Genomic DNA, 23337 nt, shown 5'->3' with positions numbered 1-23337 from the left:
CATGCGCCACCCGCTGCCCTACGCCTTCGCCCGCGCCCACCAGTTGTTGCTGGAGGACGATGGTCGGCACCTGACGCTTTGGCATGCGGACGCGCCGCACGCCGGGGCTTGGAGCGAGGTGCTGCGCTGCCACCCGGTGGACCGCTTCGCCCATGTGGACGCGGCCACGCTGCTGCAACGCATTGGGGCCAGTTATGCAGGCGCGGAATCGAGCGCGGCCTTGGTGATGAGCGAGGTGGAAGGCGAAGCCGACCTGAGCCGCATGATGCAAGAGCTGCCCGCCGTGGAAGATTTGCTGGAAGCCTCGGCAGACGCGCCCATCATCCGCATGCTCAATGCCTTGCTGATGCAAGCCGCGCGAGACGGCGCCAGCGACATCCACATCGAGCCCTACGAGCGCCACAGCAGTGTGCGTTTTCGCATCGATGGCACGCTGCGCGAAGTGGTCAGCCCAAACCGCGCTTTGCACGCCGCGCTGATTTCGCGTTTGAAAATCATGGCCGACCTTGACATCGCCGAAAAGCGTTTGCCGCAAGACGGCCGCATTTCTTTGCGTTTGGGGCAACGCGCGATTGATGTGCGGGTGTCCACCTTGCCCAGCGCCCACGGCGAACGTGCGGTGCTGCGCTTGCTGGACAAAAGCGAAAGCCGCCTCACCTTGGAAGCCGTGGGCATGCAAGGCCACACGCTACAAGGCTTCACGCAGTTGCTGTCGCAGCCACACGGCATTGTCTTGGTCACCGGCCCCACCGGCTCGGGCAAAACCACCACGCTGTACGCCGCGCTGCAACAGCTGGACGCCGCCCGCTTCAACATCATGACGGTGGAAGACCCCATCGAGTACGAGTTGTCGGGCATTGGCCAAACCCAAGTGAACCCCAAGATTGACCTGGACTTTGCCAAAGCCCTGCGGGCCATCCTGCGGCAAGACCCGGACATCATCATGATTGGCGAAATTCGGGACCACGAAACCGCGCAAATCGCCATCCAAGCGTCGCTGACCGGGCATTTGGTCTTGGCCACCTTGCACACCAACGACGCGGTGAGCGCGGTCACCCGACTCACCGACATGGGCATCGAACCCTTCTTGCTCAGCTCGTCACTGCTTGGCGTGTTGGCGCAGCGCTTGGTGCGCAAGCGGTGTGGGCATTGCCAAGGAAAAGGCTGCAGCCACTGCGGCCAAACCGGCTACCAAGGTCGCACCGGTATTTTTGAATTGCTCAGCACGAATGACAGCCTGCGCAGTCTGATTCATGACAAGGCCAGCGAGGCCGCACTGCGAGACGCGGCGCAAGGCAACGGCATGCGCAGCTTGCGTGACGATGGCCAGCGCTTGGTGGATGCGGGTATCACCTCGGCTGAAGAGTTGTTGCGCGTGACGCGCGACTGAGCGACATGCCCGCCTACAGCTACGCCGCCCTCAACGCCCAAGGCCACACCGAGCAAGGTGTGGTGGAAGCCGATTCGGAACGCGCGGCCCGCAGCCAGTTGCGCAGCCAAGCCTTGGTGCCTTTGAAAGTGTTGCCGGTGGCGGCACCCAAAGCTCGCCCGGGCGACATCGTGCTGTGGACTGCCCGTGTGTTCAGCCGCACCGATGTGGTGGTCTGGACGCGCCAGCTGGCCAGTTTGGTGGCCGCTGGTTTGCCACTGGAACGCGCCCTCACTGCGCTCAGCGAAGAAGCCGCCACACCCGCCCAACGCGATTTGGTGGCGCAGCTGCGAGCCGAGGTGAACGCGGGTGCGCCGCTGGCCCAAGCGCTGGCCATGCACCCGCGCGAGTTCGACGCGCTCTATGTGGCGGTGATTGCCTCGGGTGAGCAAAGCGGCCGCTTGAGCCAGGTGTTGGCGCAATTGGCCAACGACATGGAAGCTGCGCACACCATGCGCAGCAAGTTGTTGGCGGCATCGCTCTACCCGGCCATTGTGAGTGGCGTGGCCTTGCTCATCGTGCTGTTTTTGCTCGCCTATGTGGTGCCGCAAGTGGCCGAGGTGTTCACCAGCACCCAGCGCAGCCTGCCGTGGCTGACCGTGGCCATGCTGGCCATCAGCCAATGGGTGCAAGCGCTGTGGCTGTGGCTGCTGTTGTTGATCGTGGCAGGCACGGTGGTGTTGCGCCTGGCCTTGCGCCAGCCCACGTTTCGCCAACAGTTTGACAACGCTTGGTTGCGCTTGCCGCTGGTGGGTCGCTTGAGCTTGGGCTACAACGCAGCCCGCTTTGCCAGCACCTTGGCGCTCTTGGTGGGCGCAGGTGTGCCCATGCTGAAAGCCTTGCAAACCGCCGCGCAAACGCTCTCGAACATGGCGCTGCGGGACGACGCGATGCAGGCGATTGAACTCGTGCGCGAAGGCGCACCACTGGCCTCGGCCTTGGCGCAACACAAACGCCTGCCCAGCTTGCTGCCCATGTTCGCCCGATTGGGCGAGCAAACCGGGCAGTTGCCGCAAATGCTGCAACACGCCGCCGAGCACCTGGGCAACGAGGTGCAACGCCGCGCCATGCAATTGGCCACGGTGCTCGAACCTTTGCTCATCGTCGTCATGGGCTTGGTGGTCATGCTGATCGTCTTGGCGGTCATGTTGCCCATCATTCAACTCAACCAGTTCGTTCGCTGAAAGCAGCTATGGCAAGCACCTTGGACGGCAAATTGGTAGTGGCGATTTCCTCTCGCGCCCTGTTCGACTTCGAGGAAGAAAACCAGGTCTTCGAGCAAAACGACGACCGCGCCTACATGGACTTGCAGCTTGGCCGTTTGGAAGAACCGGCCAAACCCGGTGTGGCGTTTTCTTTGGTGAAAAAACTCTTGGCCTTCAACCAGCCAGGCGCGGCGCGGGTCGAGGTGGTCATCCTGTCGCGCAACGACCCGGTCAGTGGCATGCGGGTGTTTCGCTCGGCGCAGCACTATGGCTTGGACATCCAGCGGGGCTCGTTCACCCGTGGGCAGCCGCCTTGGCGTTATCTCAAGCCCTTGAACGCGAATTTGTTTTTATCGGCCCACCTGAGCGATGTGCGGGCCGCGCTGGACGCGGGTGTACCGGCCGCGCAGGTGTATCCGCATTCAGCCCATGCCTCCGAGGCGCACCCGAACGAAGTGCGGATCGCGTTTGACGGCGACGCCGTTTTGTTCTCCGATGAAGCAGAGCGGGTGTTTCAGTCCCAAGGCCTGAGCGCGTTTCAACAGCACGAGAAAGACAAGGCCAGCCAACCGCTGTCGGCCGGTCCGTTCAAGCCCTTGCTGGTGGCCTTGCACCGCTTGCAAGCCGAGGGCACCCCGGCCATTCGCATCCGCACCGCCTTGGTGACGGCCCGCAGCGCCCCGGCCCATGAACGCGCCATCCGCACCTTGATGCAATGGAACATCCAGGTGGACGAAGCCATGTTTTTGGGCGGCTTGGCCAAGGGTGAGTTTTTGCGCGAGTTTGAGCCCGATTTTTTCTTCGATGACCAAACCGGCCACATCGAATCGGCGGCCCGGCACGTGCCAGCAGGCCATGTGGCCAGCGGGGTGCAAAATACCCCCCTACCCGACCCAACTTAAGTCTTCATGCGATTGTTCAACCCGATCCGCGCCATGTGGCGCAAAACCCGCGTCCATTTGCGCAATGTGTGGTTTTTGTCCCTGCCGTATTTCCGCTCGGAAGAGCGCTGGTCGGCGCGGGCCTTGTTGGTGGCTTGCATCGGCTTGAACCTGGGCATGGTCTATGTGCTGGTCATGCTCAATGACTGGAACCGTGTTTTCTACAACGCCTTGCAAAACCGCGACGAGTTGGTGTTTTGGGAACAGTTGAAGATGTTTGCCATGCTGGCGGGCGCCTTCATCGTGGTGGCGGTCTACCGTTTTTACCTGACCCAACTGCTGGAAATTCGTTGGCGTGCTTGGATGACCAAAGATTTTCTGCAACGCTGGACCACGCACCATATTTTTTACCAAATCGAGTTGCGCCAATCGCTGCAAAACCACGACAGCATGAACGGCTCGGACAACCCGGACCAACGGATACAGGAAGACATCAAACAATTCACCTCGGACACCGTGGGACTGAGTTTGGGCCTGCTGGACGCGGTGGTGACGCTGGCCAGTTTTGTCGGTATCTTGTGGATGTTGTCGGGTGGCTTCAGCTTTGAGACCGAGGGCTATGTGATCGACATCCCTGGCTTCATGGTTTGGATGGCCGTGCTTTATGCACTTTGCGGCAGCATCTTGGGTCATTTCATTGGTCGCAGCATGGCGCCTTTGAATTTCAACCAACAGCGTTTGGAAGCGCATTTCCGCCATCACCTGATTCGGGTGCGCGAATACAGCGAAGCCATTGCCATGGACCGCGGTGCCGAATTTGAGAACCAGTCTTTGCAACACCGCTTCAAAGCGGTGGTGGGCAATTTCATGAGCCTGTTGAAAGTGCAAAAGCGCTACACCTGGTTCAGCTCGGCCTATGGCCAAGCCGCGGTGGTGTTCCCCATTTTGGTGGCTGCACCCCGCTACTTTGCTGGCACGATTCAACTGGGTGAGCTGATCCAAATTTCCTCGGCCTTCAGCCAAGTTCAAGAGTCCCTCAGTTGGATCGTCAACAACTACAGCCGCTTGGCTGCTTGGTCGGCCACCACCCACCGTTTGAGCGTGTTCTTCACCCAAATGGAAACCTTGCGGGCCATCTCGTTCGCCGTGGTGCAGCCGCCCAGCGCCGACGAGCCAACCCCCACCGATCTGAAAACCGCCGCCCTCACCATCACCCTGCCCGACCGCACCGTGCTGCTGGACGATGTGGTGCTGCAAGTGCGTGCCGGTGACTCGGTCTTGATTCGCGGGCCGTCTGGCAGCGGCAAATCCACCTTGCTGCGGGTGCTGGCCGGTATTTGGCCGTATGTGCGCGGCTGGGATCCGCAGCACCAGCCCTTGGCCATTTCTGAGGCGATTGCCCTGCCCGCCAATGCGGTTTTCATTCCCCAGCGGCCCTACTTCCCCGAAGGCAATTTGCGCAATGCGCTGTGCTACCCCAATCCCGAGGGCAGTTACACCGATGAGCAAATGAAGGAAGCCCTGGTTCAAGCCTTGTTGCCCAACCTGGCCAGTCAGCTTGACCAAGTGGGGCAATGGAGCCAGCAACTGTCCGGCGGCGAGGCCCAGCGCTTGGCCATGGCGCGGGTGTTTTTGAAGCAACCCAGTTGGGTGTTTGCCGACGAGGCCACCAGTGCCTTGGACGAGGTGACCGAGAAGGTGATTTACGAACGCCTGCTGCTGATGGTGATGCGCCAAGGCGGTGCCTTGGTGTCTGTTGCGCACCGACCCAGCGTGGCGGTCTACCACCAGCGCTTGTGGCAACTGGTGAACGTGTCTGAGGGCAGCATCAAGAGCCATGTGCTGCAAGTGAGCCACTAGGCATGCTGTGAACGTGTCGCAGGGCAGCGTCAAGCGCCGTGTGCTGCAAGTGAGCCACTAGGCATGCTGTGAACGTGTCGCAGGGCAGCATCAAGAGCCATGTGCTGCAAGTGAGTGATTCAAGAAACTGGCTCAGCACCCGATACTCTTTGGGCGAGGGAAGTGATAGCCAGTTTCAGACCGTCCTCGCTCATAGCCCTGGTTTGAAGGGCGCGCCTTGTGCGCCGGGGACGGTCGCCTTTTTTTGCTGGGATGGAATCAACCCCTTTGCTTGCCTAGCCTTTGGGCGTCATGCACATTTGCCAAATCTGCGTGCTGCGTGCGCGGAAACTGCCTGCACTGGCCAACAGGTGGTAGCGCCACATCCTGTAAAAACGTTCGTCATACGCCAACCGCAGCTGCGGCCAGGCTGCTTCAAACCGTTGATGCCAGGCCAATAGCGTGGTGTCATGGTCGATGCCCATGTTGTGCACATCTTCAATGACAAAGTGCGGTTGCGCATGTTCGGAGAGTTCCCCCAAACTGGGCAAAGGCGCTTGTCCCAAAATGTGTTTTTCCAGCCAAGCTTGCAGCAATTGGCCATGCTGGTTCTTGCCCATGGTCTCCAACAGCAGCACACCGTCTTTTTTCAGGCTGCGTCGCGCAGCCGCAAAAAAGGCGGTGTTGTTGGACTGCACAGATGTATTCAACAGGCCCAATGACACCACCACATCAAAGCGGCTGCGGCCATCGGCGTTGAAATGCCGAAAGTCGGCGACCTCAATTTGCACCGGCAGGCTTTGGCTCAAGCTTTGACCGGAATGCATTTGCGCTGGCGAGTGGGTGAGGCCCACGGCTTGCACGCCATGGTGCTTGGCGGCGTAGCGCAGGAAACTGCCCCAGCCACAGCCGATGTCGAGCAAGCGCATACCGGGTTGCAGTTTCAATTTGCGGCAAATTTGCGCCATCTTGGCTTCTTGGGCTTCTTTGAGTGAGCTTGCACCCTCGTCCCAGCAAGCGCTGCCGTGGTTCATGCCGGTGTCGAGCATGGCGGCGAACAATTGGTTGGAAAAGGCGTACTGGGCCCGGCCCACGATGCGCGAATGGCCCACCGGCAGGCGCTTGGTCCATTGCGCCAACCAGCTGTGCAGATGTGCACGCGGCGTGCCCAAGTGCTCGTGCAGGCGGGCACGCATCATGCGGGTCATCATTTGATCGATGGCTGGGCATTCCCACCAGCCGTCCATGTAGCTTTCGCCCAGGCCCAGGCTGCCTTCGCGCATGATGCGGCTCAGGGTGTGCGGGTGTTTGATTTGGATGTCCCAAGGGCGGCTGCCATTGAGATGGATATCGGCTGAGGCCAGCAACTGCGCAAACCAAGGACCGCTGGTTTGACCGGCGCTTGGCTTGGCGCGCGGTAGCGTGCTGATGACGGTGGACATGGTCCGGGCTCCCTGTGACAAATGGAGCCAGATATTACCAATAAATTACTCATTTAATTTCATTAATACCGTCATTTAGAGTTATTTTTTGGTAATTGGGGTCAGATTCCAATTGTTTTGGCGTTGAAGTCACGCTTAAGCCGCCCGAACATGGTGGGCAAGCAGGCGTGAATTTCTTGCGCCCACTGAAGACAAAAGGCACACATCAACCTAGAATCTCCCCCATGAAGCCTTTTCGCTGGAACCCCGCTAAAAACGAGACGCTGTTGAAAGATCGACAAGTGTGTTTTGAAGCCATGGTGGTCGCCATCGAAGCCCATGGTTTGTTGGATGTGCTGTCGCATCCCAACCCGTCCAAATACCCCCATCAAAAAATGCTGGTCGTGGCCCACGATGGCTACGTTTTTTTGGTGCCCGTGGTGGAAGAGGCAGACTATTTCTTTCTCAAAACCATCATCCCCAGCCGCAAAGCCACACGCGACTACTTGAACCCAGGAACGACCGATGAAAAAACTTGATGTCGAAGAACAAAGCATCCTCAACGCCTACGAGGCTGGGGCGCTCACATCCGTGGCCAGCAAAGCAGAATTGGCCAAGTTCAAAGCGGCGGCCCGCAGCACCGCCGTCAAAGACAAGCGGGTCAATATCCGCCTGTCTTCAGGTGACCTGAGCGACATCCAGATCAGGGCCTTGCAAGAGGGTGTGCCCTATCAAACCTTGATTGCCAGCGTGCTGCACAAATACGTTACGGGTCGCTTGTCCGATACCAAGTTTTGAGCTGGCAACCCTGAAGGTAATTGGGGTCAGATTCCAATTGTTTTCATGTTGAAGTCGTGCAAAAGAGGCCGTTTTTGGAGATGCTCAAAACGCCTTGTTTTGAGGGTGTGGTCAGCAGGGGCGTGGCTTGCAGGCGTTTTTATGATACATAAATTCAAAGTTTTGCCGTTTTCTTGTATCACTCGCTGTCGAGAAATTGGCCTGCCAAAATCAATTGGGGTCAGATTCCAATTGTTTTGGCGTTGAACAATTGAGGGCAGCCAACCAAGCCACTTCAGCTGGCCGAACATGGTGGGTCGGAACGCTTAAGCGTTCGTTGCCACGAAGTGGCGGTGAGCGGCGGACGAGCCCACCGTGGTCGGCAAGACGCGTGAATTAATTGGAATCTGACCCCCAATATTGGAATCTGACCCCAATTACCAATTACCGGGGTTTGAGCCGCATTTCCGCCGCCCGGGCATGGGCTTGCAGGCCCTCGCCGTGCGCCAGCACCGAGGCGGTCAGGCCCAGCACCTGCGCACCTGCCTCGGACACCTCGATCAAGCTGCTGCGCTTTTGGAAGTCGTACACGCCCAGTGGCGATGAAAACCGCGCCGTGCCCGAGGTGGGCAGCACGTGGTTCGGACCGGCGCAATAGTCGCCCAAGCTCTCGCTGGTGAAGGCACCCAAAAAGATCGCGCCTGCATGGCGCAGCAGCGGCTCCCAGCGGTGCGGGTCGTTGCTCGACACCTCCAGGTGCTCGGGCGCAATCCGGTTGCTGATGGCGCAAGCCTCTTCCATGCTGCGGGTGTGGATGAGCGCACCGCGCCCGTTCAAGGACGCGCGGATGATGTCTTGGCGCGGCATCTCGGGCAGCAGCCGGTCGATGGCAGCTTGCACCGCGTCGATGTAGGCGGCGTCGGGGCACAACAAAATGCTTTGCGCCAGCTCGTCGTGCTCGGCCTGGCTGAACAAGTCCATCGCCACCCAGTCGGCGGGCGTCGTGCCATCAGCCAACACCAAAATTTCGGACGGCCCGGCAATCATGTCGATGCCCACCGTGCCAAACACGCGGCGCTTGGCCGCGGCCACATAGGCGTTGCCGGGGCCGGTGATTTTGTCGACCGCGGGCACGGTGGCGGTGCCATAGGCCAGCGCGGCCACGGCCTGTGCGCCGCCGATGGTGAAGGCGCGGCTGACACCGGCCACATAGGCGGCGGCCAACACCAAGGGGTTTTTCTCGCCGTGTGACGCGCCCGCTGCGCTGCGGTCTTTGGCGGGCGTGGGCACGACCATGATGATTTCTGCCACCCCGGCCACGTGGGCGGGGATGGCGTTCATCAGGACGCTGGAGGGGTAGGCGGCTTTGCCGCCGGGCACGTAAATGCCGACGCGGTCCAGCGGCGTGACTTTTTGGCCCAGCAAAGAACCATCGGCGTCGCGGTATTGCCAGCTCTCGCCCGAGGCTTTTTTCTGCGCCTCGTGGTAGCTGCGCACCCGGGCGGCGGCGTCTTGCAAGGCGGTTTTTTGCGCGGCGGGCAAGCCTTCGAAAGCGGCTTTCAACTCGGCTTGGGTGAGTTCCAGCGCCGCCATGCTGTCGGCTTGCAAACCATCAAAACGCGCGGTGTACTCGAGCACCGCAGGGTCACCGCGCTGCTTCACGTCCGCCAAGATGTCGGCCACGCGCTGCTCGATGGCGGCGTCGGTGTCGGCCGACCAATGCAAGCGCTGTTGAAACAGGGTTTCAAAATCGGCTTGGGCGGTGGACAAACGAAGTGGGCGGGCGGTCATGGCTGTGAAGGGATCGAAGAAATCAACAATCTTGGGTGGACAAACGACGTGGGCGGGCGGTCAAGCCGCTTTGGACGTGGCGCGGTCAAAGGTGTCAATCAAATGCCGAATGGCCGCGGTTTTGAGTTTCAGCGAGGCCTGGTTCACCACCAAGCGCGAGCTGATGTCCATGATGCGTTCCACCTCGATCAGGTGATTGGCTTTCAAGGTGCTGCCGGTGGACACCAAATCAACGATGGCGTCAGCCATGCCGGTGAGGGGTGCCAGTTCCATGCTGCCATACAGCTTCACCAAATCCACGTGCACGCCTTTGGCGGCGAAGAAATCACGGGCGATGGCCACGTACTTGGTGGCCACGCGCAGTCGCGCGCCTTGCTTGACCGCAGCCGCGTAGTCAAAACCTTGTGGCACCGCCACGCTCATGCGGCAACGCGCAATTTTCAAATCCAATGGCTGATAAAGGCCTGCACTGCCGTGCTCGATCAGCGTGTCCAAACCGGCCACGCCCATGTCCGCGCCGCCGTATTCCACATAGGTGGGCACATCCGAGGCCCGCACCAAGACCACGCGCAGGCTGTCTTGGTTGGTGGGCAGAATGAGTTTGCGCGACTTCTCGGGGTCTTCCAACACCTCGATGCCAGCGGCCCGCAGCAGCGGCAAGGTCTCGTCAAAAATGCGTCCTTTGGACAAAGCCAGGGTGATGCTCATCGGATTCTTTCGATGTCTGCGCCCAGGGCGCGGAGTTTGTCTTCCATGCGGTCATAGCCTCGGTCCAGATGGTAAATCCGGTCCACCGTGGTCTCGCCACTGGCCACCAAACCGGCAATCACCAAGGAGGCCGAGGCGCGTAAATCGGTGGCCATGACGGTCGCGCCCGAGAGCTTGGCCACGCCTTCCACCATCGCCACCTTGCCGTCAATTTGAATGTGGGCACCCAAGCGCAGCAACTCGTTCACATGCATGAAGCGGTTTTCAAAAATCGTTTCGGTGACTTTGGCGCTGCCTTGCGACACGGCGTTGAGCACCATGAACTGGGCTTGCATGTCGGTGGGGAACCCCGGGTATTCGGTGGTGCGAAAACTTTGCGCTTTCAGGTGTGCAAACGCGGGGCCATCGGCAAGCACACGCAAGCCACCAGGCACGGCTTCAATCTGAGCACCTGCCTCCATCAGCTTGTCGATGACGGCTTCCAAATGGTCGCCACGCGCATGCTGCAACACCACGTCGCCACCGGTGGCCGCGACCGCGCACAAAAAAGTGCCCGCTTCGATTCGATCGGCCACCACGTGGTGGTGTGCGCCGTGCAAGGCATCGACGCCTTGGATGTGGATGCGGCTGGTGCCGTGGCCTTCAATCTTCGCGCCCATGGCGATCAGCAACTCGGCCAAGTCGGGAATTTCGGGTTCTTGCGCGGCGTTTTCCAACACGGTTTCGCCCTGGGCCAAGGCCGCGGCCATGAGGAAATTTTCGGTGCCAGTGACGGTCACCATGTCGGTGGCGATGCGCGCACCTTTCAAGCGGCTGCGACCGTCTTTCAATCGCGCCACCATGTAGCCTTGCTCCACGTCAATGACCGCGCCCATGGCTTGCAAGCCTTTGATGTGCTGGTCGACGGGGCGGGTGCCAATGGCGCAACCACCGGGCAAGGACACCTTGGCATGGCCAAAACGGGCCAACAACGGGCCCAGCGCCAGCACCGAGGCCCGCATGGTTTTCACCAACTCGTAGGGCGCTTCGGGGGTGTGCAAACTGCCTGCGTTCATCACCATGTCACCGGCCTCGTTGCGCTCGGCGCTGACACCCATGTGGCGAATCAGCTTGACCATGGTGGACACGTCCTGCAAACGCGGCACGTTCGACAGGGTGAGTGTGTCGGCCGTCAAGAGCGCGGCGCAGAGTTCGGGCAGCGCCGCGTTTTTAGCGCCCGCAATGGCGACGTTGCCGTTCAAGGAACGACCGCCGCGGATCAGCAATTTGTCCATAGCGTGTCAGGCCGTTCAGGCCTGGGCCTTCCATTCGGCAGGGGTGAAGGTTTTCATCGACAAAGCATGCACTTCGTCGTTGGCCATTTTCTCGCCCAAGGTGGCATAGACCTTTTGGTGCCGTTGAATGGGGCGCAAGCCCTCGAAAGCGGTGGTGACCACGGTGGCATACCAATGGCGACCATCGCCCTCGACGTGCACGTGGTCGCAGGGCAAGCCGGTGGCGATCATGGTTTCAATTTGGTCAGCGGTCATGGTTCAACCTCGAATTTTGTAGCCGCTGCGCAGCAGTTGAAGGGCCAGTGCGGCCACCAGCACATAGGCACCGCCCACCAGCCCCAGGCTGAGCCACGGTGACACATCGCTTTGGCCGAAGAAGCCGTAGCGAAAGCCGTCGATCATGTAGAAAAACGGGTTGAGGTGGCTGACCTGTTGCCAAAACGGTGGCAGCGAATGGATGGAATAGAACACGCCGCTCAGAAATGTCATGGGCGTGATCAGGAAGTTTTGAAAGGACGACATTTGGTCGAACTTGTCGGCCCACAAACCCGCAATGAGGCCCAAGGTACCGAGCATGGCCGCACCCAACAAGGCAAACACCAGAATCCACAAGGGCGCCACGAAACTGATGGGCGCAAACCACATGGTGACCAGCAACACGCCCAAGCCCACCACCAAACCGCGCACCACCGCCGCCAACACATAGGCGGCAAACCAACTGAGCGGGCCCAAGGGGGTGAGCAAAATGAACACCAGGTTGCCCATCATCTTGCTTTGCACCATGGAGGACGAACTGTTGGCAAACGCGTTTTGCAACAAGCTCATCATCACCAAACCAGGCACCAAAAATGCGGTGTAGCTGACGCTGTCATAGACCGTGACACGGCCTTCGAGCAAGTGCCCAAAAATCAACATGTACAAAAGCGCGGTGAGCACCGGTGCGGCGATGGTTTGAGCGCTGACTTTCCAAAAGCGCAGCACTTCTTTGTAAAACAGGGCTTGCCATCCCATCATGGTGTGGCTCCCATCACATCGAGAAACACATCTTCCAAATCGGCTTTGCGGATTTCCACGTCTTGCGCTTGCAAACCGGCGCTGCGCACGGCGGCCAAGTAGTGTTCAATTTGCGCCGCGTCGTTGGCTGGGAACTGCACGATGCGCCCGGTGATGCGGGCTTGCGCGGCCAAGTCGGGGGGCAATTGTTCGTCGAGTTTGAAACGCAGCACATTGCTGGACGCGTTTTTAAGCAGGGTGCTGGTGTTGTCCAAGGCCACCACTTTGCCTTGCTTCAACATGGCGATGCGCGAGCACAAAGCCTCGGCCTCTTCCAAATAATGCGTGGTCAGCAACACGGTGTGGCCTTCGCGGTTCAAACGCGCGATGAATTGCCACAGGGTTTGACGCAGCTCGACATCGACACCAGCCGTGGGTTCATCGAGCACGATGACCGGTGGTTTGTGCACCAGGGCTTGCGCCACCAAGACGCGGCGCTTCATGCCGCCGGAGAGTTGGCGCATGTTGTGGTTGGCCTTGTCGGCCAGGCCCAAACATTCGAGGAGTTCATCCAACCAATCGCTGTTGTTGGTGATGCCGAAATAGCCCGATTGAAACCGCAGGGCTTCGCGCACCGTGAAGAACGGATCGAACACCAACTCTTGCGGCACCACGCCCAAAATCTTGCGCACTTTGGCTGATTGGGTTTGCACATCCAGGCCATGCACCTGAATGCGGCCACTGCTGGCCTGCATGAGGCCCGCCAAGATGCTGATCAGGGTGGTTTTGCCAGCGCCATTGGGGCCCAGCAAGCCGAAAAATTCACCCGCTTGAATGTCGAACGACACACCGTCCAGTGCGGTGAACGTGCCACGGGCATTGCTGAAGGATTTGCTGACGGATTGGAAGGAAATAGCGGTCATAGGAAGCCTTGCATTCTACGACCTGGGGTGTTTGCTCCCCTGAAGAAGGCTTCAGGCGGGCACGGGTGGCAATTGCAGCACGTCGGTCAGGCCATACACCTGCACCAAGCTGCGGGCCCGCGCTGGCAAGCCATGCACTTGGAGTTGGCCACCCAAGGCTTGCGCTTGTCGCATACCGGCCAGCAAAACCGCCAGTGCAGAAGAGTCGAATTGCTGCAAGGCCGACGCATCGATCGTCAACTGGGGCTGGGCTTTGACAGCCGTCACCAAGGCCTGCGCCGTGGCCGAGGCTTGGGCATGGGTCAAGACAGCAGGCAAGCTGAAGCAGGTCATTTGCGGTTGTTGGCCTTGTTGCGTTCGGTCAAGGTGGCAATCAGGCCGTCAATGCCCTTGGCATTGATTTCTTGCGAGAACTGGGTGCGGTAGTTGTCGACCAACCACACGCCCAGCAAATTGAAGTTGTAGATGCGCCAGCCGGAGGCGGTGTCTGGGGTTTTTTCCAAGCGGTAGTCGATGGCCACGGGTTCGTTGCCGCCGCGCAACTCGGAGCGAATCACCACCTCGGCGTCGGTGGCAGGTGTGCGCAAGGGTTTGACCACGATGGTGTAGCTGTCCTTCACTTGGGACAAAGCACCCGAGTAAGAACGCATCAGGAGCACTTTGAATTCTTCAATCAGGCGCTTTTGCTGCTCGGGCGTGGCTTGTCGCCACGCCGGACCGACCGCAGAGGCGGTCATGCGTCTGAAGTTGATGTGCTCGACCAATCGGGTGTCCACCAAGGCCGCGATTTTTTGCAAGTCACCCGCTTTGAGGGCCGGGTCTTTGCGGACTGTGTCCAACATGTCGCTGGACAAACGCTGCATGAAGACGTCGGGGGCTTCTTGGGCCAGCGCTGGCGATTGCAGGGCCCAGGCCAAGCCCAAACCGCAAATCACGCTCAACAATTGTTGAAACGAAAAGAGTACAGAGGTGGAGTTGGTTCGCATGGTCAGACAAGTTTAGTATAAAAGTGGCAGTGGCTACTGGTCGTAGCGCTCCTCCTTGCCGCTGTCTCCGGCACCGTTGCCGTCGTCCCTGTCGGCTGCGCCACGCCGGGTTTGCGCCTTGCGTCGCTGCATGTAGGCGTCACGAATGAAGGCGTATTTGTCCAGCGCCACCTGGTCGAGCTGCTTGTCAATGCCCAAAAACTCGGCGCGTTTGTCGATGACCCGCAGCGCCGTGCCGCTGTAGCGGGTGGCTGTGGGATCGACGTTGGCCCAGAGGTTTTGATCCATGTCCACCACCAAACCCACCGTGTCGCGCACATTGGACGGGCCAAAAATGGGAAGCACCACATACGGGCCAGCGGGCACGCCCCAGTAGCCCAAGGTTTGGCCAAAGTCGGCGTTGTGGCGTTGCAGCCCCAATCGGGTGCCCCAATCGATCAAGCCATAGATGCCAAACACCGAATTGACGGCGACGCGCATACCGGTTTCGGCGGTTTCAATCGGCTTGAGTTGGAGCGCGTTGTTGGCCGTGGACCAAATATCGGCCAGGTTGCCAAAGAAATTACCAACTCCATCGCGCAGCAACTCGGGGGCTACTTGCTGGTATTGCACCGCCACCGGCCTGAGCAGGCTGCGGTCCAGGCTGTCATTGAAATCGCTGACGCGGCGGTTGGTGGTTTCAAACGGGTCGTGCGGGTTCAAGCCTTGATCGGGCAGGCTTGCACAACCGACCGAGAAGACGGTCAGACTTGCCAACACCATACCGTGGATCAAACGCTCATTCATGTTTCATTGCCCGCTGGTTGGATCGGCAGGAGCCGCAGCTTTGTCGTACAAAAAGCGGCTGATCAGGTTTTCCAACACCACCGCCGATTGGGTGGCTTGCAAACGGTCACCGGCTTTCAAATTGGCGGTATCAGCACCGGCCTCAATGCCAATGTATTGCTCACCCAACAAACCGCTGGTGAGGATTTTCAAGGAGCTGTCTTTGGGAAATTGGTACTGTTGGTCCAGGGCCAAAATCACCTCGGCCTGAAAGCGCTTGTCGTCAAACCGGATGTCTTGTACCCGGCCCACCACCACCCCCGCGCTTTTCACCGGCGCTTGTTTTTTCAAGCCCCCAATGTTGTCAAACAAGGCGCTGACCGCATAGGTTTTTTGCCAGCTGAAGCTGAGCAAATTGGCCGATTGCAGGGCCAAAAACAGCAGTGCTGCCGCACCCAGCAGCACCAAGAAACCCACCCACACATCGGTTGTCGAGCGTTGCATCGTTAGTCTTCCTTCTTCACAACTTGAACATCAGCGCGGTCAATACAAAGTCTAGCGCTAGCACGGCCAGCGAGGCCATCACCACGGTGCGTGTGGTGGCCCGCGCCACACCATCGGGTGTGGGCTGGGCTTCAAAGCCTTGGCGCAGCGCGATGAAGCTGACGGTGAAACCAAACACCAAGGTTTTGATGACACCGTTGCCGACATCGGCCCAAACATCCACGCCATCGCGCATTTGACCCCAAAACGAACCGGCATCGACGCCGATCATGACCACGCCGACCAACCAGCCGCCGATGATGCCGACCGCGCTGAAAATCGCGCCCAAGATGGGCATGACCAAGACACCGGCCCAAAAGCGTGGCGCCAAGATGCGCTGCACCGGGTCGATGGCCATCATCTCCATGGCACTGAGTTGCTCACCGGCCTTCATCAAACCAATTTCAGCGGTGAGCGAGGTGCCAGCGCGGCCTGTGAACAACAAGGCCGAGATGACAGGACCGAGTTCGCGCACCAGACTGAGGGCCACCAACAAACCCAGCGCCGAGGCCGAACCAAAACGCTGCAAGGTGTTGTAGCCCTGCAAAGCCAACACAAAGCCAACAAACAAACCCGACACCGAGATGATGGCCAAGGAGTAGTTGCCCAAGAAATGCATGTGGTCGCGCACCAAACCAAAACGGCGCAAGCAAGCAGGTGCCAACAAGATGAGCCGCACAAACAAAGCGGTGGCGTGACCCACATCGGCCAACCACGCACGGAAGGCCGCCCCAATGCGAGCTGCCAAGTTGATCATGCGTGCTCCTTGGCCACGCCATAGTCTTGCGCAGCAGCTTGGGCGGGGTAATGGAAACGCACCGGGCCTTCGGGTGCAGCGCTGACAAACTGGTGCACCAGCGGGTCGGTGCTGTGGCGCACTTCTTCGGGCGTGCCTTGCGCGGCGATGCGGCCATTGGCCAGGATGACCACCTTGTCGGCGATGCGAAAGGTTTCTTCCAAGTCGTGCGACACCACGATGCTGGTCAGGCCCAGCGCGTCGTTCAGTTGGCGAATCAAACGCGCCGCCGTGCCCAAGGAAATCGGGTCCAGGCCCGCGAAGGGCTCGTCGTACATCATGAGTTCGGGGTCGAGCGCCACGGCGCGGGCCAAGGCCACGCGTCGCGCCATGCCACCGGAAATTTCACTGGGGAACAAATCCCGCGCGCCACGCAAACCCACAGCTTCGAGTTTCATCAAGACGATGTCGCGCACCATGGTTTCAGGCAAATGCGCATGTTCACGCAAGTGAAAGGCCACGTTGTCAAACACGCTCATGTCGGTGAACAAGGCGCCGAACTGGAACAACATGCCCATGCGACGCCGCGCTTGGTAAAGCTCATCTTTGTTCAAGCGCCCAATGTCTTGTTGCTCAAACAGTACCGCGCCCGACTGTGCTCGGTGCTGGCCGCCAATCAGGCGCAGCACCGTGGTTTTGCCGCCGCCCGAAGCGCCCATCAGCGCGGTGACCTTGCCACGCGGCACTTGCAAACTGACACCCTCCAACACCGGTCTGTCGCCATAGCCAAAGTGGATATCGCGCAGTTCAACGAGGTTGGCGGACGTGGTCATCTTGGCAGTGTACTGTCGCCCATCAAGAATTGGTCAATGGTGCGGGCGGCCTGTCGGCCTTCGCGAATGGCCCAGACCACCAAAGACTGGCCCCGTCGAATGTCACCGGCGGCAAACACCTTGGGCACGTTGGTGATGTAGCCACTGCCCTCCTCGGTGTGGGCCTTGGCATTGCCTCGGGCGTCTTTGTCCACGCCAAAGGCTTCCAGCACCGAGGCCACCGGGTTGGTGAAGCCCATGGCCAACAACACCATGTCGGCTTTGTGGATTTCTTCGGTGCCAGGCACTTCGGTGAGCTTGCCGTCTTTCATTTCAACCCGCACGGTTTTCAAACCAGTGAGTTTGCCTTTTTCACCCACGAACTCTTTGGTGGAGATGGCGAACTCGCGTTTGAGCACGCCTTTTTCCGCACCCTCTTCGTGGCTGGAGCTGGTGCGCATTTTCAGCGGCCAATACGGCCACACCAGCGGTTTGTTTTCCTGCTCGGGGGGCATGGGCATGACCTCGAATTGTTCGACGCTGACAGCCCCGTGGCGGGTACTGGTACCCACACAATCGGAGCCAGTATCGCCACCACCGATGACGATCACGTGTTTGCCATCGGCACGCAATTGGTCTTTGATCTTGTCGCCTGCGTTCACTTTGTTTTGCTGCGGCAAAAACTCCATGGCGAAATGCACACCGTTCAAGTCTCGGCCTGGGACAGGCAAGTCACGCGAGACTTCAGAGCCGCCGGTCAGCAGCACGGCATCGAATTCTTTTTTCAGCTGTTCGGCGCTGATGCTTTCTTTGGCCCAGTTGGTGACCTTGCTGTCTTTGGGCCAGTTGCCGACCAAGACGCCTGTTTTGAAGACCACGCCTTCGGCTTGCATTTGCTCGACGCGGCGGTCGATATGGGATTTTTCCATTTTGAAATCGGGGATGCCATAGCGCAGCAAACCGCCGACGCGGTCATTCTTTTCGAACACCGTGACCGCATGACCGACACGCGCGAGCTGTTGGGCCGCCGCCATGCCTGCCGGGCCAGCGCCAATGACCGCGACTTTTTTGCCGGTTTTGTGCGCGGCCAGTTGGGGCTTGACCCAACCTTCAGACCAGCCTTTGTCGATGATGGCGTGCTCGATGGACTTGATGCCCACCGCGTCATCGTTCACGTTCAAGGTGCAGGCCGCTTCGCAAGGCGCGGGGCAAATGCGGCCGGTGAACTCTGGGAAGTTGTTGGTGCTGTGCAAAACCGTGAGCGCGTTTTGCCATTGGTTGTTGAACACCAAGTCGTTGAAGTCAGGGATGATGTTGTTGACCGGGCAGCCGCTGTTGCAAAACGGTGTGCCGCAATCCATGCAGCGTGCGCTTTGGGTTTTGGCCTGCTCGGGCGACAAAGCCACAACAAACTCTTTGTAATGTTTCAAACGCTCGGGCACGGGCTTGTAGCCCTCTTCGACCCGTTCGAATTCCATGAAGCCGGTGATTTTTCCCATGATGGATCCTGTGACTGCTTATGACTTGACGGTGGCTTTTTTGGCCTTGGCGGGTTTCTCGGCGGCGGCTGCCAGCTCGCCAAGCGCCCGTTTGTATTCGTTGGGGAAGACCTTGACGAACTTGCCACGTGCCTCGGCCCAGTTGTCCAACAAAGCGCGGGCGCGTTTGGAGCCGGTCCAGCGGTGGTGTTCTTCCAGCAGTTTCTTCAACTGCGCTTCGTCGCTTTGACCGCGGTGCCACAACGCGGCGGGCATTGATGCGGTTTGTTCTTTTTCACTGAGCAAGGGTTCCATGTTGACCATGGCGGTGTTGCAGCGTTTGTCAAACTGACCGTCTTCGTTGTACACATACGCGATGCCGCCACTCATGCCCGCAGCGAAATTGCGACCGGTGTTGCCCAACACGGCCACAGTGCCGCCGGTCATGTACTCGCAACCATGGTCGCCCGTGCCTTCCACCACCGCGGTGGCGCCGGACAAACGCACCGCAAAACGCTCACCAGCAACACCGCTGAAAAACGCTTCGCCGCTGGTGGCGCCATACAGCACGGTGTTGCCGACAATGATGTTGGACACGGCCTCGCCACGCAAGTCGATGCTGGGGCGCACGATGACGCGCCCGCCCGACAAACCTTTGCCGGTGTAATCGTTGGCGTCGCCAATCAAATAGAGCGTGATGCCTTTGGCCAAGAACGCACCAAAGGATTGGCCACCGGTGCCCTCGAGTTGGATGCGCAGCGTGTCGTCTGGCAAACCTTCGGGGCGCACTTGCGTGAGCGCACCCGACAACATGGCACCCACGGAACGGTTGACGTTGCGGGCGACTTCCATGAACTGCACCTTCTCGCCCTTGTCGATGGCGGCGCGGCTTTTCTCAATCAGCACCTTGTCCAAGGCTTTGTCCAAACCGTGGTCTTGGGTTTGCGTGTGAAACAGCGCTGTGCCTGGCGGCACTGCGGGCATGGCCAGCAAACGGCTGAAGTCCAAGCCCTTGGCTTTCCAATGTTCCACGCCTTTTTTCATGTCGATCAAATCGGCACGGCCAATCAGGTCATCGAACTTGGCGATACCCAGTTGCGCCATGATGTGGCGCACTTCTTCGGCGATGAAGAAGAAATAGTTGACGACATGCTCGGGCTTGCCAGAGAACTTTTGACGCAGCACCGGGTCTTGCGTGGCCACGCCCACAGGGCAGGTGTTCAAGTGGCATTTGCGCATCATGATGCAGCCTTCCACCACCAGCGGTGCGGTGGCGAAACCAAATTCATCGGCCCCCAACAAAGCACCGATGGCGACATCCCGGCCGGTTTTCATTTGACCGTCGGTTTGCACCCGAATGCGGCTGCGCAAACCATTGAGCACCAAGGTTTGTTGGGTTTCGGCCAAACCGATTTCCCAAGGGCTACCCGCGTGTTTGATCGAGGACCAAGGCGAGGCACCGGTGCCGCCGTCGTGTCCCGCAATCACCACATGGTCGGCCTTGCACTTGGCCACACCCGCAGCGATGGTGCCCACGCCCACCTCGGACACCAGCTTGACGCTGATGTCGGCATGCGGTGCCACGTTTTTCAAATCGTGGATGAGCTGCGCCAAATCTTCGATGGAATAAATGTCGTGGTGCGGTGGTGGCGAGATGAGGCCGACACCAGGCACCGAGTAACGCAAGAAACCGATGTACTCAGAGACTTTGGTGCCGGGCAATTGACCGCCCTCACCCGGCTTGGCCCCTTGCGCCATCTTGATCTGGATTTGATCGGAGGACGACAGGTACTCGGCGGTGACACCAAAGCGGCCCGACGCCACTTGCTTGATTTTGGAGCGCAAGGAGTCGCCTGCCAACAAAGGCATGTCGACTTCCACTTGCTTGTCGCCAATCACACTCTTCAAGGACTCGCCCGCTTTGATCGGGATGCCTTTGAGTTCATTGCGGTAACGCGCCGGGTCTTCGCCGCCTTCGCCGGTGTTGCTCTTGCCGCCGATGCGGTTCATGGCCACAGCCAAGGTGGCATGGGCTTCGGTGGAGATCGAGCCGAGCGACATGGCGCCTGTTGCAAAGCGTTTGACGATTTCAGTGGCGGGCTCGACTTGGTCCAGGGGTATGGCTTTGCTTGGATCGATTTTGAATTCGAACAAGCCACGCAAAGTCATGTGACGGCGGCTTTGGTCGTTGATGATCTGCGCGTACTCTTTGTAGGTGCTGAAGTTGTTGGCACGGGTGCTGTGCTGCAACTTGGCAATCGCGTCTGGCGTCCACATGTGGTCTTCGCCACGGGTGCGCCAAGCGTATTCGCCGCCAGCGTCGAGCATCTGAGCCAACAGCGGGTCGTCGCTGAAGGCACTGGTGTGGGTGCGAATCGCTTCTTCGGCGATGTCAAAAATACCAATGCCTTCCACGCGACTTGGTGTGCCGGTGAAGTACTTGGAAATGGTTTCGCTGTTCAAGCCGATGGCTTCAAACAACTGCGCACCGCAATACGACATGTAGGTGGACACGCCCATCTTGGACATGATTTTTGACAGGCCTTTGCCAATCGCTTTGACATAGTTGTAGATGGCTTTGTCGGCCGATAAATCGCCGGGCAACTCGGCGTGCATCGCCGCCAAAGACTCCATCGCCAAATAGGGGTGCACAGCTTCTGCACCATAACCGGCCAACACCGCGAAGTGGTGCACTTCGCGGGCGCTGCCGGTTTCCACCACCAAACCAGCGGTGGTGCGCAAGCCTTCTTTCACCAGGTGTTGGTGGATGGCCGACAAGGCCAGCAATGCAGGGATGGCGACTTGGGTGGCGGTGATGGCGCGGTCGCTGATGATCAAGATGTTGTGGCCACTCTTGATGTGGTCTACGGCTTCGGCGCAGAGTGAGGCCAGCTTGGCCTCGACACCTTCATGGCCCCAGATGAGCGGGTAGGTGATGTCCAAGGTGGCGCTCTTGAACTTGCCGTTGGTCATGCTTTCGATGTGGCGCAGCTTGGCCATGTCTTGGAAGTCCAGCACGGGCTGGCTCACCTCGAGACGCATCGGTGGGTTGACCTGGTTGATGTCGAGCAGGTTGGGCTTGGGGCCGACGAAAGACACCAAGGACATGACGATGGCTTCGCGGATCGGGTCGATGGGTGGGTTGGTCACTTGCGCGAACAACTGTTTGAAGTAGTTGTAGAGCGGTTTGTTTTTGTCACTCAACACGGCCAAGGGGCTGTCGTTGCCCATCGAACCCAAGGCTTCTTCGCCGTTGGCCGCCATGGGGGCCATCAGGAATTTGAAATCTTCTTGGGTGTAGCCAAAGGCTTGTTGGCGGTCTAACAAGGAAATATCGCTGCGCTCAGGCGAGCCCACGGGATGCTCGGCCACATCGTCCAAACGGATGCGCAGGTTTTCAATCCATTGTTTGTAGGGCTTGCTGTTGGCCAGGCCGGACTTCAATTCTTCATCGTCGATCATGCGGCCTTGTTCGAGATCGATCAGGAACATCTTGCCGGGCTGCAAGCGCCACTTGCGCACGATTTTGCTCTCGGGCACGGGCAACACACCGGACTCGGAACCCATGATCACCATGTCGTCATCGGTGATGCAGTAGCGTGAAGGACGCAGGCCGTTGCGGTCGAGGGTGGCGCCAATTTGGCGGCCATCGGTGAACACGATGGACGCGGGGCCATCCCAAGGCTCGAGCATGGCGGCGTGGTATTCATAGAACGCACGACGACGCGGGTCCATGGTGTTGTGGTTTTCCCAAGGCTCGGGAATCATCATCATCACCGCTTGGCTCAAAGGGTAACCGGCCATCGTCAACAGTTCCAAACAGTTGTCAAAGGTGGCGGTGTCGGATTGATCGGCGAAGCTGATCGGGTAGAGCTTTTGCAAGTCTGCGCCCAACACAGCTGATGACATCACGCCTTCACGCGCCTTCATCCAGTTGTAGTTGCCCTTGACCGTGTTGATTTCGCCGTTGTGCGCCACATAACGGTAGGGATGGGCCAGCGGCCATTCGGGGAAAGTGTTGGTGGAAAAACGCTGGTGCACCAGGCCCAATGCAGAGGTGCAGCGCGTGTCTTGCAGGTCTTTGAAATAGGTGCCCACCTGATCGGCCAACAACAGGCCTTTGTAAATGACGGTGCGGCTGGACATGCTGGGCACGTAATACTCTTTGCCGTGCTTCAGGTTCAGGTGTTGAATGGCGGCGCTGGCGGTTTTGCGAATCACATACAACTTGCGCTCTAAAGCGTCTTGCACGATGACATCGTTGCCGCGACCAATGAACACTTGGCGCATCAAAGGCTCTTTGGCCCGCACCGTGGGTGACATCGGCATGTCTTTGTTCACTGGCACATCGCGCCAGCCCAACAGCACTTGGCCCTCGGCGCGGATGGCGCGTTCCAGTTCTTGCTCGCAAGCTAAACGCGACGCGTTTTCTTTGGGCAAGAAGACCATGCCCACACCGTATTCGCCAAATGCTGGCAGATGCACACCTTGCTGCGCCATGTCTTCGCGGTAAAGCGCATCTGGCAGTTGGATCAAGATACCTGCGCCATCACCCATCAAGGCATCGGCACCGACCGCGCCACGGTGATCCAGGTTCTCCAAAATCTTCAAGGCTTGGCTGACGATTTCGTGGGTTTTGTTACCTTTGATATGGGCGACAAAACCTACGCCACAAGCATCGTGCTCTTGGTTGGACTGGTACAAACCCTCGGTAAATGCCTGTTGCATGGCGCGAATCCTTCGTTTTTTCGATCAAGGGCACTAAGCATAGTGCAC

Annotated in this window: 21 protein-coding genes; 6 read left to right on the top strand and 15 right to left on the bottom strand. The window is 59.1% G+C overall.

What is annotated here, in order from left to right; all coding sequences use genetic code 11:
- The first annotated feature begins 1 nt into the window (after window position 1).
- From AC8GFP_RS04885 to AC8GFP_RS04870, 4 genes are read left to right on the top strand one after another with little or no spacing between them, the layout of a single operon-like run.
- A complete protein-coding gene (locus AC8GFP_RS04885) occupies window positions 2-1390 on the top strand; it encodes a GspE/PulE family protein (RefSeq protein ID WP_506610837.1) in 1389 nt (462 codons plus the stop codon).
- Window positions 1391-1395: 5 nt separating this feature from the next.
- The gene (gene gspF / locus AC8GFP_RS04880; protein WP_506610835.1) at window positions 1396-2613 is read left to right on the top strand and encodes a type II secretion system inner membrane protein GspF; all 1218 of its coding nucleotides are present in this window, start codon (window positions 1396-1398) and stop codon (window positions 2611-2613) included.
- Between the two features lie 8 nt (window positions 2614-2621).
- On the top strand, window positions 2622-3536 hold the full coding sequence (locus AC8GFP_RS04875) for a 5'-nucleotidase (RefSeq protein ID WP_506610833.1): 915 nt from the start codon (window positions 2622-2624) through the stop codon (window positions 3534-3536).
- Window positions 3537-3542: 6 nt separating this feature from the next.
- Window positions 3543-5375, top strand: a complete 1833-nt coding sequence (locus AC8GFP_RS04870) for an ABC transporter ATP-binding protein/permease (RefSeq protein ID WP_506610831.1) — start codon at window positions 3543-3545, stop codon at window positions 5373-5375.
- A 275-nt stretch (window positions 5376-5650) separates the two neighbouring features.
- Here AC8GFP_RS04870 and cfa read toward each other — a convergent pair whose 3' ends face one another.
- Complete coding sequence (cfa, locus tag AC8GFP_RS04865) at window positions 5651-6796, bottom strand: cyclopropane fatty acyl phospholipid synthase (protein WP_506610829.1); 1146 nt, start codon at window positions 6794-6796, stop codon at window positions 5651-5653.
- Between the two features lie 224 nt (window positions 6797-7020).
- Between cfa and AC8GFP_RS04860 the strand changes: the two genes are divergently transcribed.
- Both AC8GFP_RS04860 and AC8GFP_RS04855 read left to right on the top strand, forming a co-directional pair.
- Window positions 7021-7314, top strand: a complete 294-nt coding sequence (locus tag AC8GFP_RS04860) for a hypothetical protein (protein ID WP_506610827.1) — start codon at window positions 7021-7023, stop codon at window positions 7312-7314.
- Window positions 7301-7573 (top strand): hypothetical protein, encoded by a 273-nt coding sequence (locus tag AC8GFP_RS04855; protein ID WP_506610825.1) that lies wholly within the window; start codon window positions 7301-7303, stop codon window positions 7571-7573. Before AC8GFP_RS04860 ends, AC8GFP_RS04855 begins: the two co-directional genes overlap by 14 nt.
- Before the next feature lie 423 nt (window positions 7574-7996).
- Here the strand turns inward: AC8GFP_RS04855 and hisD are convergent, their stop codons facing one another.
- From hisD to AC8GFP_RS04785, 14 genes are read right to left on the bottom strand one after another with little or no spacing between them, the layout of a single operon-like run.
- Window positions 7997-9343, bottom strand: a complete 1347-nt coding sequence (gene hisD, locus AC8GFP_RS04850) for a histidinol dehydrogenase (protein WP_506610823.1) — start codon at window positions 9341-9343, stop codon at window positions 7997-7999.
- A 60-nt stretch (window positions 9344-9403) separates the two neighbouring features.
- The gene (gene hisG, locus AC8GFP_RS04845; protein WP_506610820.1) at window positions 9404-10051 is read right to left on the bottom strand and encodes an ATP phosphoribosyltransferase; all 648 of its coding nucleotides are present in this window, start codon (window positions 10049-10051) and stop codon (window positions 9404-9406) included.
- Entirely contained in the window at window positions 10048-11325 is a 1278-nt protein-coding gene (murA, locus tag AC8GFP_RS04840; protein WP_506610818.1) for a UDP-N-acetylglucosamine 1-carboxyvinyltransferase, read from the bottom strand. Before murA ends, hisG begins: the two co-directional genes overlap by 4 nt.
- A 15-nt stretch (window positions 11326-11340) precedes the next feature.
- Entirely contained in the window at window positions 11341-11580 is a 240-nt protein-coding gene (locus tag AC8GFP_RS04835) for a BolA family protein (RefSeq protein WP_506610816.1), read from the bottom strand.
- Window positions 11581-11583: 3 nt separating this feature from the next.
- Window positions 11584-12339 (bottom strand): ABC transporter permease, encoded by a 756-nt coding sequence (locus AC8GFP_RS04830; RefSeq protein WP_506610814.1) that lies wholly within the window; start codon window positions 12337-12339, stop codon window positions 11584-11586.
- Window positions 12336-13241, bottom strand: a complete 906-nt coding sequence (locus AC8GFP_RS04825) for an ABC transporter ATP-binding protein (protein ID WP_506610812.1) — start codon at window positions 13239-13241, stop codon at window positions 12336-12338. Before AC8GFP_RS04825 ends, AC8GFP_RS04830 begins: the two co-directional genes overlap by 4 nt.
- 51 nt (window positions 13242-13292) lie before the next feature.
- Complete coding sequence (locus AC8GFP_RS04820; protein WP_506610810.1) at window positions 13293-13574, bottom strand: STAS domain-containing protein; 282 nt, start codon at window positions 13572-13574, stop codon at window positions 13293-13295.
- Window positions 13571-14227: an MlaC/ttg2D family ABC transporter substrate-binding protein gene (locus AC8GFP_RS04815; RefSeq protein WP_506610808.1), complete on the bottom strand. Its 657-nt coding sequence runs from the start codon at window positions 14225-14227 to the stop codon at window positions 13571-13573. Before AC8GFP_RS04815 ends, AC8GFP_RS04820 begins: the two co-directional genes overlap by 4 nt.
- A 33-nt stretch (window positions 14228-14260) precedes the next feature.
- The gene (locus AC8GFP_RS04810; RefSeq protein ID WP_506610806.1) at window positions 14261-15013 is read right to left on the bottom strand and encodes an MlaA family lipoprotein; all 753 of its coding nucleotides are present in this window, start codon (window positions 15011-15013) and stop codon (window positions 14261-14263) included.
- A 3-nt stretch (window positions 15014-15016) separates the two neighbouring features.
- On the bottom strand, window positions 15017-15496 hold the full coding sequence (mlaD, locus tag AC8GFP_RS04805; protein ID WP_506610804.1) for an outer membrane lipid asymmetry maintenance protein MlaD: 480 nt from the start codon (window positions 15494-15496) through the stop codon (window positions 15017-15019).
- A gap of 16 nt (window positions 15497-15512) precedes the next feature.
- The gene (mlaE, locus tag AC8GFP_RS04800) at window positions 15513-16292 is read right to left on the bottom strand and encodes a lipid asymmetry maintenance ABC transporter permease subunit MlaE (RefSeq protein WP_506610802.1); all 780 of its coding nucleotides are present in this window, start codon (window positions 16290-16292) and stop codon (window positions 15513-15515) included.
- Complete coding sequence (locus AC8GFP_RS04795; RefSeq protein WP_506610800.1) at window positions 16289-17104, bottom strand: ABC transporter ATP-binding protein; 816 nt, start codon at window positions 17102-17104, stop codon at window positions 16289-16291. Before AC8GFP_RS04795 ends, mlaE begins: the two co-directional genes overlap by 4 nt.
- Window positions 17101-18582 carry a glutamate synthase subunit beta gene (locus tag AC8GFP_RS04790; RefSeq protein ID WP_506610798.1) on the bottom strand — a complete coding sequence of 494 codons (1482 nt, stop codon included), beginning with the start codon at window positions 18580-18582 and terminating at the stop codon, window positions 17101-17103. The genes AC8GFP_RS04795 and AC8GFP_RS04790 overlap by 4 nt, the downstream gene beginning before the upstream one ends.
- Window positions 18583-18600: 18 nt before the next feature.
- The gene (locus AC8GFP_RS04785; RefSeq protein WP_506610796.1) at window positions 18601-23289 is read right to left on the bottom strand and encodes a glutamate synthase-related protein; all 4689 of its coding nucleotides are present in this window, start codon (window positions 23287-23289) and stop codon (window positions 18601-18603) included.
- Between the last annotated feature and the right edge of the window lie 48 nt (window positions 23290-23337).

Origin of the sequence: Limnohabitans simekii (SeqCode) (genome assembly GCF_965234735.1) — a bacterium.
GTDB lineage: Bacteria > Pseudomonadota > Gammaproteobacteria > Burkholderiales > Burkholderiaceae_C > Limnohabitans > Limnohabitans simekii.
Note: the sequence above shows the minus strand (reverse complement) of the source record. Positions and strands in the feature narration are given on the sequence as shown.